At 40.2% G+C, this 12,070-nt stretch carries 10 protein-coding genes; 8 read left to right on the forward strand and 2 right to left on the reverse strand.

The window, feature by feature from the left end:
• Positions 1 to 7: 7 nt before the first annotated feature.
• The 8 genes from dxs (at position 8) to glgA (ending at position 9,952) form a co-directional block, all read left to right on the forward strand.
• Positions 8 to 1,873 carry a 1-deoxy-D-xylulose-5-phosphate synthase gene (dxs, locus tag DXB39_RS01780; protein ID WP_117841130.1) on the forward strand — a complete coding sequence of 622 codons (1,866 nt, stop codon included), beginning with the start codon at positions 8 to 10 and terminating at the stop codon, positions 1,871 to 1,873.
• A gap of 5 nt (positions 1,874 to 1,878) precedes the next feature.
• Positions 1,879 to 2,679, forward strand: coding sequence for a TlyA family RNA methyltransferase (locus DXB39_RS01785; RefSeq protein WP_117841129.1), 801 nt, complete (start codon positions 1,879 to 1,881; stop codon positions 2,677 to 2,679).
• 4 nt (positions 2,680 to 2,683) lie between these two features.
• Positions 2,684 to 3,538 (forward strand): NAD(+)/NADH kinase, encoded by an 855-nt coding sequence (locus DXB39_RS01790; protein WP_117841128.1) that lies wholly within the window; start codon positions 2,684 to 2,686, stop codon positions 3,536 to 3,538.
• Positions 3,539 to 3,552: 14 nt separating this feature from the next.
• Positions 3,553 to 4,005: an arginine repressor gene (argR, locus tag DXB39_RS01795; RefSeq protein ID WP_117841127.1), complete on the forward strand. Its 453-nt coding sequence runs from the start codon at positions 3,553 to 3,555 to the stop codon at positions 4,003 to 4,005.
• Positions 4,006 to 4,038: 33 nt separating this feature from the next.
• Positions 4,039 to 5,715: a DNA repair protein RecN gene (gene recN / locus DXB39_RS01800; protein WP_117841126.1), complete on the forward strand. Its 1,677-nt coding sequence runs from the start codon at positions 4,039 to 4,041 to the stop codon at positions 5,713 to 5,715.
• A 135-nt stretch (positions 5,716 to 5,850) separates the two neighbouring features.
• Positions 5,851 to 7,140, forward strand: a complete 1,290-nt coding sequence (gene spoIVB / locus DXB39_RS01805; protein WP_158565932.1) for a SpoIVB peptidase — start codon at positions 5,851 to 5,853, stop codon at positions 7,138 to 7,140.
• A 221-nt stretch (positions 7,141 to 7,361) separates the two neighbouring features.
• Positions 7,362 to 8,159 carry a sporulation transcription factor Spo0A gene (gene spo0A, locus DXB39_RS01810; RefSeq protein WP_117841124.1) on the forward strand — a complete coding sequence of 266 codons (798 nt, stop codon included), beginning with the start codon at positions 7,362 to 7,364 and terminating at the stop codon, positions 8,157 to 8,159.
• A 353-nt stretch (positions 8,160 to 8,512) separates the two neighbouring features.
• On the forward strand, positions 8,513 to 9,952 hold the full coding sequence (gene glgA / locus DXB39_RS01815) for a glycogen synthase GlgA (RefSeq protein ID WP_117841123.1): 1,440 nt from the start codon (positions 8,513 to 8,515) through the stop codon (positions 9,950 to 9,952).
• Here the strand turns inward: glgA and DXB39_RS01820 are convergent.
• Positions 9,942 to 10,859, reverse strand: a complete 918-nt coding sequence (locus DXB39_RS01820; protein WP_117841122.1) for a DUF5688 family protein — start codon at positions 10,857 to 10,859, stop codon at positions 9,942 to 9,944. The two genes, glgA and DXB39_RS01820, sit on opposite strands and share 11 nt — an antisense overlap.
• 161 nt (positions 10,860 to 11,020) lie before the next feature.
• Positions 11,021 to 12,070 carry an ABC transporter substrate-binding protein gene (locus DXB39_RS01825; RefSeq protein ID WP_022243219.1) on the reverse strand — a complete coding sequence of 350 codons (1,050 nt, stop codon included), beginning with the start codon at positions 12,068 to 12,070 and terminating at the stop codon, positions 11,021 to 11,023.

The raw sequence follows: 12,070 nt of genomic DNA on the forward strand, positions 1-12,070 counted from the left end.
AAGATACATGGTGCTGGAAAAGATTGAGCATGAAAATGATATAAAAAGGATAAATAAAAACGAACTTCCGATTCTGGCAGAGGAAATCCGCTCTTTTTTGATTGACAAAATATCAAAAACCGGTGGGCACCTTGCCTCCAATCTTGGCGTGGTAGAGCTTACCATGGCACTGCATCTTGCTTTTGATTTACCAGAGGATAAAATTATCTGGGATGTAGGACATCAGTCTTATACCCATAAATTACTGACAGGAAGAAAAGCCGGTTTTGATGAACTGAGAAAATACGGCGGCATGAGCGGATTCCCCAAACGTCATGAAAGTGATTGCGACTGCTTTGATACGGGACACAGTTCGACTTCCATATCCGCAGGATTAGGCTATGCTATGGCAAGGGAGATTACCGGAGAAAAGTACAAAGTCATCTCTGTTATCGGAGATGGTGCATTGACTGGCGGAATGGCTTATGAGGCATTGAATAATGCATCCAAATTAAAGTCAAATCTGATTATTGTTTTAAATGACAATAAGATGTCTATATCGGAAAATGTCGGCGGTGTATCCAGATATTTAAGCGGACTTCGTACCGCAGAATCTTATCAGGGATTAAAGAATGGTATTACGAATTCCCTGAACAGCATTCCGAAATATGGAGAACGTATTGTTGAGAAAATCCGTAAGACCAAAAATGGAATCAAGCAGCTTGTGATTCCGGGCATGCTCTTTGAAAATATGGGAATCCTTTATTTAGGACCGGTAGATGGTCATAATATTCCTGCCATGGTGAAATTATTCAAAGAAGCCTCTAAGGTGGAAGGACCGGTTCTGGTACATGTGATTACGGAAAAAGGAAAAGGATACCTTCCGGCAGAACGCCATCCGGCACGTTTTCATGGAACGGAAGCCTTTGATGTTGAGACAGGACTGCCTCTTGTGAAACGGGTAAAAGCCAATTATACCGATATTTTTTCTACGGTTATGCGTAAATTGGGCGACCGGGATGAAAAAGTGGTTGCCATTACAGCGGCAATGGCAGATGGAACCGGACTAAAAAGATTCCGGAATATGTTCCCGGAACGTTTCTTTGATGTGGGAATTGCAGAAGAACATGCAGTGACTTTTGCCGCAGGATTGGCAGCTGCCGGTTTGAAGCCGATTGTAGCGGTTTATTCTTCTTTCCTGCAAAGAGCATATGACCAGATTCTGCATGATGTCTGTATACAGGAATTGCATGTAGTATTTGCCATTGACCGTGCAGGACTTGTGGGCAGTGATGGAGAGACTCATCAGGGAATCTTTGATTTATCTTATCTTTCCTGTCTGCCGAATATGACAATTTTAGCACCTAAGAATAAGTGGGAATTATCAGATATGATAAAATATGCCGTGGATTTTTCCGGACCGATTGCAGTACGATATCCGAGAGGCGAAGCCTTTGATGAATTAAAGGAATATCGGGCACCGTTAGAATATGGTAAGGCAGAAGTTCTTTATGAAGAAAGTGAAATTTTACTTTTGGCAGTAGGAAGCATGGTAAAGACAGCACTTACCGTAAGGGAACAATTAAAAGAAAAAGGTTATTCCTGCTCTCTTGTCAATGCAAGATTTGTGAAGCCTTTTGATGAAGAGCTGCTTCTTAAACTGCAGAAGAATCATAAGCTTCTGGTTACTCTGGAAGAAAATGTGCAATCCGGAGGCTTTGGAGAGCATGTATTGGAATTTATGAATACAAATGGAGATGGTTCCATGGAGGTTTTAAATATTGCAATACCGGATGTATATGTAGAGCATGGAAATGTAGAACTTCTCCGCAAAGAAACAGGAATTGATGCAGATGGAATTATCGGTAAGATTATAGACAGAAAGGCACAGTAAGAACGATGAAAGAAAGATTGGATGTTCTCTTGGTACAAAAAGGGCTGGCAGAATCCAGGGAAAAAGCAAAGACTATGATTATGGAAGGAAATGTCTTTGTGGATGGACAGAGAGAGGATAAAGCAGGAACAAATTTTGATACAGAGGCAGAGATTGAAGTCCGGGGAAATACATTAAAATATGTCAGCCGTGGTGGACTGAAGTTAGAGAAAGCAATGAAGGAATTTGATATTTCTTTAGAGGGAATGGTCTGCATGGATATCGGCGCATCCACCGGTGGGTTTACTGACTGTATGTTGCAAAATGGTGCAGTGAAAGTATATTCTGTAGATGTAGGATATGGACAGTTTGCCTGGAAATTAAGAAATGACCCAAGGGTTGTCTGCATGGAGAAAACCAATATCCGTTATGTGACGCCGGAAGATATTGCAGATGTCCTTGATTTTGCATCCGTTGATGTATCTTTTATTTCTCTTACCAAGGTGCTGGTACCGGCAAGGGAGCTGCTGCGGGACGGTGGAAGAATGGTCTGCCTGATTAAGCCGCAGTTTGAAGCCGGAAGGGAAAAAGTAGGAAAAAAAGGTGTTGTCCGTGACCCAAAGGTACATGAGGAAGTCATCCATAAGGTAATTGATTTTGCGTTGGAAAATGGATTTTCTGTTCATAATCTTTCCTATTCACCGATTAAGGGCCCGGAGGGAAATATTGAATATCTGGTATATATTGAGAAAAACAGCGAGAGCAAGAAGGAGGAGACCATTGATGTGGAGGCCATCGTAGAGGCGGCACATACATCATTGTCCTAGATATATGAAGCATTTTTTCATAATTGTAAACGCACAAAAAGACAATGAACTTATTTTTACCAATCAGATTATAGATTACATCAGACGTAAGGGTGGAACCTGTGATTATTTTGCCAGCTTTGAGGAAGAAAAAGCGGAAGCAGTGGAAAAAGAAATTCCAACAGAAACCGAGGCGGTGCTTGTTATTGGTGGAGATGGAACATTAATTCGTGCGGCACGCAATCTGGTAAAGAAAAATATTCCGCTGCTGGGAATTAATTTAGGAAAGCTTGGATATCTGTGTGAGGTAGAAGAGAATACGATATTCCCGGCAATTGATGAATTGATGGCTGACCGTTATACCATAGAGCAGAGAATGCTTTTAGATGGATATACCGTACAAAGTGGCGGAGAGAAGATTCAGAGGGTTGCGTTAAATGATGTGGTCATCCATCGTACGGGAGCACTTCAGATTGTGAATCTGAATGTTTATGTAAATGGAGAGTATCTCTATAATTTTAAGGCGGATGGAATTATTGTGGCAACACCAACCGGTTCCACCGGTTATAGTATGTCGGCAGGTGGCCCTATTGTGGATCCGAAAGCCAACCTTTTGCTGTTGACACCAATCAATGCACATACGTTGAATTCCAAGAGCATTGTAATCGGACCGGAAGATGAAATTACCATTGAAGTAGGCATGCGGAGAAGCCAGCGGGATGAGCAGGTGGAAGTGAGCTTCGATGGAGATTCCGGAGTGGAACTTAAGGTTGGTGACAAGATTGTAGTGCATAAGGCAGAAGAATCCGTAGGGATTATTCGTTTGAGTAAGATTAGTTTCCTTGAAATTTTGCGGAAAAAGATGCAGAATTATACATAACAGGAGGGACTGTAATGAAGATAGGACGACATGCAAAGATTCTGGAATTAATTCAGAAGAATGAGATAGGCACACAGGAAGAATTATCAGCAAAGTTGGAGCAGGAAGGATATCATGTGACACAGGCAACGGTTTCACGGGATATCAGAGAGTTAAAACTGACTAAGGTAGCATTGAGCAATGGCCGTCAGAAATATGTAGCTTTATCTGAAAATAGGGAGGACATGACAGAAAAGTATGTCCGTGTATTCCGGGATGGTTTTGTATCTATGGATATGGCACAGAATATTCTTGTGATTAAGACGGTATCCGGAATGGCAATGGCAGTTGCGGCAGCATTGGATGCCATGGATTGTCATGAAATAGTAGGAAGCATTGCTGGAGATGATACAATTATGTGCGCTGTCCGTACCGTAGAGGATACCACGGCGTTAATGGGACGTCTTCGCCGGATTATGGAAGATTAGAGTGGAAGACGAGAGAGAGTAGAAGGAGAAAATATGTTAAGAAACCTGCATGTTAAGAACCTGGCACTCATTGATGAGGCGGAAGTCGATTTTGAAAAAGGTTTAAATATCCTGACCGGAGAGACGGGAGCCGGAAAATCAATTATCATTGGTTCCATTAATCTGGCTCTGGGAGAAAAAGTATCCAAAGAGATGTTAAGGGATAATGAGGAGAATGCCTTTGTGGAGCTGATTTTTGATGTAGAATCAGATGCTTTAAAGAAAGCACTTTCCGGGCTTGATGTTTATCCGGAGGATGATATGCTGATTTTAAGCAGAAAGATTTCTGGAGGAAGAAGCATCGCCAAAATCAATGGGGAAAGTGTTCCGGCATCAAAGATGAAAGCAGTTTCTGCGTTGCTGATTGATATTCATGGACAGCATGAACACCAGTCGCTGCTTAAGAAACAGAAGCATTTAGAAATCCTTGATGATTATGCAAGAAATGAACTGTCGGACATCAAAAGTGAGTTGAAAGAAACTTATAAAAAGTACCGTGAAGTTACGAAAGAGCTAGAAGAAGCTTCTCTGGATGAAGAGAGCCGGATGCGGGAATTATCTCTTTTAGAATATGAAATCCATGAAATTGAAGAAGCTGCATTAACAGCTGGCGAAGATGAAGTTTTAGAAACAAAATACCGGAAGCTTCTGAACGGAAAGAAAATTATGGAAGCAATTCATGCAGCCCATGGATTACTCAGCATGGAAGACGGCAGTGCATCGGAGCTGACCGGAAGAGCTCATAGAGAATTGTCATCTGTGGCAGATTATGATGATGCAATTCGTGGGATGGCAGATGAACTTTTGGAAATTGATAATCTTTTGAATGATTTGAACCGGGAAATTGCAGACTATATGGATGAGGCTGAATTTGATGATGAGACTTTTGCCGGGACAGAACAGCGTCTGGATGAAATCAATCATCTGAAGGCAAAATACGGTCATACGATAGATGAAATTTTAGCATCCTTAGAGGAAAAGCAGGAAAAGGCAGAAAAATTGCAAAATTTTGATATGTATCATAAGAAGCTGCTGCAACAGGAAAATGCATTAAAAGAAACATTGCAGAAGCAGTCAGAAAAAGCATCTGCAATCCGCAAAAAATATGCGAAGGAACTGGCAGAAAAAATCAGGGAGCAGTTAGTAGATTTGAACTTCTTAGATGTTCGTTTTGAAATGAAATTTGAACAGAAAGAGACTTTTGGAGCAGATGGCTTTGATGAAGTGGAATTTGTCATTGCAACCAACCCGGGAGAGCCATTAAAACCACTTGGCAGCGTAGCATCCGGTGGAGAATTATCAAGAATTATGCTGGCATTAAAAACAGTGCTTGCTAAAAATGATGAAATAGAAACCTTGATTTTTGACGAAATTGATACAGGAATCAGCGGAAGGACGGCGCAGATGGTATCTGAAAAAATGCATATGATTGCAGAACATCATCAGGTAATCTGCATCACACATCTGCCGCAGATTGCTGCAATGGCAGATGCCCATTTCAGTATTGAAAAATCCGTAGAAAATGAGACAACCATTTCTACCATACGAAGACTCACCGAGGATGAGCAGGTAACGGAATTAGCAAGAATGCTTGGTGGAGTGAGGATTACAGACACCGTATTGGAAAGTGCAAGAGAAATGCTTAACCTGGCACAAAATGCTAAAAAATAAACGATTGAATCAAACAATAATACACATAATAAAAACAGGATATTCAATGAATATCCTGTTTTTATTTTACGCGGGAAAGCTGTAAAGAGAGTTTCCTGTAGTTATTATGCCTGTAGTGAGGAAAATATAATGCGGATGAGATTAATAAGAAAAAGCATAAAAAATATATGGCAGATTATAGTGATTGTCTGGCTGGTATTTGCTTACCAGCTTATGTTAAATATGGTTCCGGATGAAGTAAAACTTATCGATGGTGATTTAAGTAAACTGGACATTTCCATGCCGGTGACCTTCGAATGCCGGGATTCCGGAAAGAGATTTATCGATACATCTGTAATGGAAAATCAGCAGCTGCAAAGCAGCATGGACAAGGCCGGTGCCGAAAGAAATGAAATAGATATGGCTTCAGATACGGTTGTTTTACGAGCGAAGCTCTTTGGAATTATACCAATAAAAGAGGTGCAGGCAGATATTGTAGCGGAACAGGAGGTCTATGCCAGCGGGGAAAATATTGGTATTTATGTGCAGACGGATGGCATCTTTGTCATCGGAACGGGAAATTTTGAAGGGATGGATGGAGTACTGTATGCACCGGCACAGAATGTTTTAAAGAGTGGAGATTATATCTGTGCAGTAGATGGAAAAAAGCTTGAAAATAAGGAGGCGTTAATGGATGCTGTCGATAAATGTGAAGGAAAATCTTTAGTGCTTCGGATACGTCGAAATGGAGAAACATTAGAATTATATATACAGCCGAAATTATCAAAAGAAGAAACGTATAAATTAGGAGTCTGGGTAAGGGATGATCTGGCAGGAATCGGAACACTTACCTATATCAGCCAGGATGGAAGCTATGGGGCACTGGGACATGCGGTAACAGACATGGATACCGGAAGTATGCTGGAAGTGGGGACGGGAAAACTTTATAACAGCAGACTGGTGGGAATCGTAAAAGGAGAATCCGGTAAACCGGGTGAATTATCAGGAGTCATTAATTATGAAGAAAAATATTGTATGGGAGATATTGAGGAGAACTGCGAACGAGGAATCTATGGAATATTACATGAAAAAAATAATTTGCTGGAAAATGCCGTAGCTTATCCGGTTGGTTATAAGCAGGATATTGAACCTGGAGAAGCAGAAATTATCAGTGATATCGACGGAACGATAGCGCATTATAAGATAAGAATTACGGAAGTTAATTATCGGAAGAATAAGGAAAACAAAAGCATTTTATTTGAAGTAGAGGATGCGGCACTGTTAGAGAGCACCGGAGGTATTGTACAGGGAATGAGCGGCAGCCCGGTGATTCAGAACGGAAGGCTGATAGGTGCAGTTACCCATGTGTTCGTCGATGATGCAAAGAAGGGGTATGGTATTTTTATTGAGGATATGTTAGAAGTGGGGAAAACGTCGAATCCATAAGAAAAAACAGTTTATAATTTAACGACATGTTTCGACATAATTTATATCAGGATATAATTATGATACAAAATGTATAAGGGGAAGAAGGCAGCCGTTGTCTTCCGGGCAATATTGATGTCGAAATAAGATGAACGCTTTAGCTTGAAACGACAGAAAAGTTGTGTTTAAATACAAGTAGTTTCATCTTTGTACAAAAGAGTGGAAACGGCAGGAGGTTTGACATGGAAAAATTAAATGTAGCAATTGCAGATGATAACGAGAGAATGGTACAGCTTTTAGATGAAATCGTAGCCAGCGATAAGGATTTGCAGGTGGTTGGTACGGCAAAGAACGGGGTCGAAGCATATGAGATTATCAAACATAAACAGCCGGATGTTGTTTTATTGGATATAGTTATGCCAAAACTTGACGGACTTGCACTGTTAGAAAAAGTAAAAAAAGATAAATCCATAAGAAAATGTCCTAGTTTTATTATTATCAGTGCGGTAGGACAGGACCGGATTACAGAAGATGCATTTAATCTGGGGGCGGATTATTACATTATGAAGCCCTTCGATAATGATATGATTATCAATCGGATAAAAAGTACAAGAGTGCTCCGGGGAATGAATGCTGCGGAATCAAAAAAAGTCGGAGCATATGAGAAAAAGCCTTCGGCAAAACCGGAGGATCTGGAAAGTAAAGTGACAAATATTATACATGAAATAGGAGTTCCGGCACATATCAAAGGATATCAGTATTTGCGTGAAGCAATTATTATGTCGGTAAATGATATTGAAATGCTTAACTCCATTACAAAAATACTTTATCCGACAATCGCAAAAAAATATCAGACAACAGCCAGCCGCGTAGAACGTGCTATCCGCCACGCAATAGAGGTGGCATGGAGCCGTGGCAAAATGGACACGATTGATGAGCTGTTTGGGTATACGATAAACAATGGAAAAGGTAAACCGACAAATTCAGAATTTATAGCACTGATTGCAGACAGAATCCGCCTGGAATATAAAACGTATTAAAAGGGTGGTTTCTACAAAAACGGCAGAAAAATATGGTGTCTGAATCAGACATTTTAGGTATTTTCTGCTCCCCCATAACGTGGTATAATGAGCGTAAGCAATGAGCAGTGCAGCCGACAGAAATACGCGATACTGTGCTTGCACAAAGTATCGCGTATTTCTGTCGGCTGATAGGGCGAATGCCCGTACATCGAGAAAGCTGTAGGCTTTCGAAGATGCACTGCGAAAGAAAGCGCAGCGGATTTGCGAGTGTGAGCGTAAATAGGGCGAATGCCCGTACATCGAGAAAACCAAGGGTTTTCGAGATGCACTGCGTATTTGTAAAAAGGGTATCAGATTTGGGGGTAACAGAAATGAAGCGGGTATTATTTGTTACATCAGAGGCAGTTCCATTTATCAAAACAGGCGGCCTTGCAGACGTAGCAGGTTCACTGCCAAAATATTTTTCAAAAAATGAATATGAAGTCAGCGTCATGCTGCCGAAGTATATGTGTATCCGTGAGGATATGCGTAAGAAAATGCATCATATATTGCATTTTTATGTAGATTTGGGCTGGCGAAAACAATATGTAGGAATACTGGAGGCAAAGGAAGATGGAATCCAGTATTATTTTATTGATAATGAATTCTATTTTGCGGGAGACAGACCATATAATAATATTTACGAAGATGTAGAAAAATTTGCATTTTTCTCAAAGGCAGTATTAGAAGCATTGCCGCATATGAATTACCAGCCGGATATTATTCATTGCCATGACTGGCAGACGGGACTGGTTCCGGTATATCTGGAGAATATCTATAAGAAAAATGTATTTTACCAGAATATGAAAACGGTATTTACGATACACAATCTACAGTTTCAGGGGCGCTGGAATCTAAAGGCAGTAAAAGATATTACCGGATTGCCGGATGCTCTTTTTACACCGGACAAATTAGAGTCGTATGGAGAGGGAAATTATCTGAAGGGTGGTATTGTATATGCAGATGCTGTAACAACGGTAAGTCCTACATATGCTTATGAAATAACAACTCCGGATGGTGGCGAAGGCTTGGATGGTCTCATTCGCAGTAACAGCTATAAATTAAGCGGTATTATTAATGGAATCGATTATAATGAATATAATCCGAAAGCGGATCCAAAGATTGCTTATTTATATGATGCCAATGATTTAGAAGAGGGCAAGCGGAAAAATAAGCAGGCACTTTTAAAGGATATGAATCTTCCGTATTCAGATGATGTGATGTTAGTTGGAATTGTTTCAAGAATGACAGAGCAGAAGGGATTTGCACTGGTAGATTATATGATGGATGAACTGCTTTCTTCCGGTAAATTTGAGATTGTTGCCTTAGGAACCGGAGAGGAACGTTATGAGAATATGTTCCGTTATTATGAGAGCAGGTATCCGGACAGACTGAAGGCAAATATTATGTATTCCGAAGAAGCAGCACATAGAATTTATGCAGCATCAGATGCTTTTTTGATGCCATCTTTATTTGAACCCTGTGGTCTGAGCCAGTTGATGTGCCTTCGTTATGGAACAGTACCTGTGGTTCGCGAGACCGGTGGCTTAAAGGATACCGTAGAGCCATATAATGAGTATCAGCATACCGGAACCGGTTTTACTTTTTCCAATTATAATGCTCATGAAATGCGTGACAGTCTTCTTTATGCATATCAGGTATTCCATGAGAACCGGACCGGGTGGCTGGATATCGCAAGACGTGGCATGGAGCAGAATTTCTCCTGGTCCAGTTCTGCAAAGGAATATGAAAAATTATATGCTAGATTGTAGTCCTTTCTTCTGGCATAGAAGTAAGAAGCTTTTCAGAGCGGGAATAGAAATAAGCGTGATCGGATAAGATTTCTTCTTCCTCAACCTGAGTGGAATTTACTTCATGAATCATAGCATTTAAATCCTGTATACAGGTTCCGGGCAGAACAGGAAGAATCAGAAATTCATGAATGCTGCTTGGAATTAGATAAAAATCACATGTGAGCTTATCTGCAATGGAATCTAAAAGATTTGGATAGAGAATGCAGGAAGCACCATAGAGTCTGGCTTTATTGGTTAATACATAAAGCGGTGTTTCGGATTCTTCTTCCATGCTATCGGCAGGAAAGGGCATTGGCATAAGCTTATTGAGTAATGGCATTAATGGTTCAAAATCAGCAGGAAGCTGTGCCGGCGTATTCTCTAAGGCATAAGAATATAACGCATCTGCGGAGACGTTCCAGTAGGAAAGATGAGTGGAACGAATCAGAATAGTGGCGTTTCCCTGACTTGAGCTAGATAAAAGACAATAAAAAACAACTGCAAAATCAAGATAACGAAAATGAGGAATTTCTTTGAGGAGTTCCTCATTTTTCTGATAGTGAATCAGTTTAAAAAGGATGCGGTGCCGTACATTTTCAAAATTAGTAAAGAATGCTACATCGACAGAGCTGCTGGGACGGTAAGCCCGGTAAATTTCCCGGATATGTAAAATAATGTTATGTATGCTTTTCCCTGCCTGATATTCTTTGTAATAATCATTGAGATAAATAGTGGGAGAAATGTTGCAGCCCTTTTGCAGAATAGTGAGTCCATCCAAAGTAACGCCATTATTTTTTTGGATTTTATGCAGCTGAATCGTAACATCTGTATCAAACAGAGAATGAATTTGTAACTGGATTTCAGTAAGAAATTGTTGATATGTCATAAAGACCTCCTGGTTAGAAATGGTAAAAATGAATAAATAGAAAAGAAAGTCCATGGATTATTCCAATGGACTTTCAATATATCATCTTGTGTCTTGAATAACAAGAAACGTAATATGAAATTTTTCTAAAAAATTTCTAATCTTTTAGAGACCAGAATATTTTAGTAAGATTTTAATTTCTTCCAGAGATAGTCATAAGTTTCCGTAGCCGGGACATCAAGACTGTTAAAAATTTCACAGTTTTCTAAAGTTTCCTGATCGGAAAAAATAGTAGTACTTTCCTGAACCTCTTCATCCAGTTCGTCATAAACAGCGGTGTTTGGTGTAGCATACCAGACATAGTCAAAGTTTTCCATACCGATATCTTCACGACAGAGGTAATTTAAAAACTGTTCTGCAGCATCCTTATGCTGGCAGGTTTTGGGAATGAACCAGGAGTCCATCCACATATTAGACCCTTCTTTCGGAACCACATAATCAAGATCATCATTATAATCCTGTGCATAGGCAGCCTCTCCGGAATAAATAAGAGCCATGGCAGCATTTCCGGCAATCATTTCATCGGCAGAAGAATCTACCAGATAGGAGTAGACTAAATCTTTCTGGTCACAAAGCATGGAAAGTGCTTCGTTTAATTCATCTTCATCCGTAGTATTGATGGAATAGTCCAAAAGCCGGAGTGCAGGAACGAAGGTATCGCGGACGGAATTTTCCATGATAATCTGTCCCTTATATTTCGGATTCCAGAGAACATTCCAGCTGTCCATATCAGCTTCATCTACCATGGTTTTATTGTAGAGAATACCCAGTGTGCCGAAGAAATAAGGTAGTGTGTATTTCGTTTCCGGGTCAAAGGCCTTGGAAAATTCCACATAGGTCGGGTCGATGTTTTCGTAAAGTGGAATATTATCATAATCCATTTCTAAGACTTCACCTTCATTGATAAGCTTCTGGATCATATAGTCGGAGGTACAGATTAAATCGTATTTGATGGAACCCGCTTTGTATTTGGTATACATTTCCTCCGGACTTTCATATTCTTCGTATTTGATGGTAATACCGGTTTCTTTTTCAAATTGCTGGATAACATCCGGCTCTATATATTTTCCATAATTTAAAATAACAAGTGCATTTTCATCCTCTTTCTGTCCACAGCCGGAAAGAGTAAGGAGACCAGCAATAAGCATAAATGAAAATAAGAATTTCTTCAT

The sequence above is a fragment of the Roseburia sp. OM03-7AC genome, assembly GCF_003462625.1.
Classification (GTDB): domain Bacteria; phylum Bacillota; class Clostridia; order Lachnospirales; family Lachnospiraceae; genus Roseburia_C; species Roseburia_C amylophila.

Excerpts from the sequence above, each read along its gene's own strand:
- glgA (WP_117841123.1), top strand. The coding sequence starts at position 8,513 with ATGAAGCGGGTATTATTTGTTACATCAGAGGCAGTTCCATTTATCAAA.
- argR (WP_117841127.1), top strand. The coding sequence starts at position 3,553 with ATGAAGATAGGACGACATGCAAAGATTCTGGAATTAATTCAGAAGAAT.
- DXB39_RS01785 (WP_117841129.1), top strand. The coding sequence starts at position 1,879 with ATGAAAGAAAGATTGGATGTTCTCTTGGTACAAAAAGGGCTGGCAGAA.
- spo0A (WP_117841124.1), top strand. The coding sequence starts at position 7,362 with ATGGAAAAATTAAATGTAGCAATTGCAGATGATAACGAGAGAATGGTA.
- spoIVB (WP_158565932.1), top strand. The coding sequence starts at position 5,851 with ATGAGATTAATAAGAAAAAGCATAAAAAATATATGGCAGATTATAGTG.
- DXB39_RS01825 (WP_022243219.1), bottom strand. The coding sequence starts at position 12,070 with ATGAAGAAATTCTTATTTTCATTTATGCTTATTGCTGGTCTCCTTACT.
- dxs (WP_117841130.1), top strand. The coding sequence starts at position 8 with ATGGTGCTGGAAAAGATTGAGCATGAAAATGATATAAAAAGGATAAAT.
- DXB39_RS01820 (WP_117841122.1), bottom strand. The coding sequence starts at position 10,859 with ATGACATATCAACAATTTCTTACTGAAATCCAGTTACAAATTCATTCT.
- recN (WP_117841126.1), top strand. The coding sequence starts at position 4,039 with ATGTTAAGAAACCTGCATGTTAAGAACCTGGCACTCATTGATGAGGCG.
- DXB39_RS01790 (WP_117841128.1), top strand. The coding sequence starts at position 2,684 with ATGAAGCATTTTTTCATAATTGTAAACGCACAAAAAGACAATGAACTT.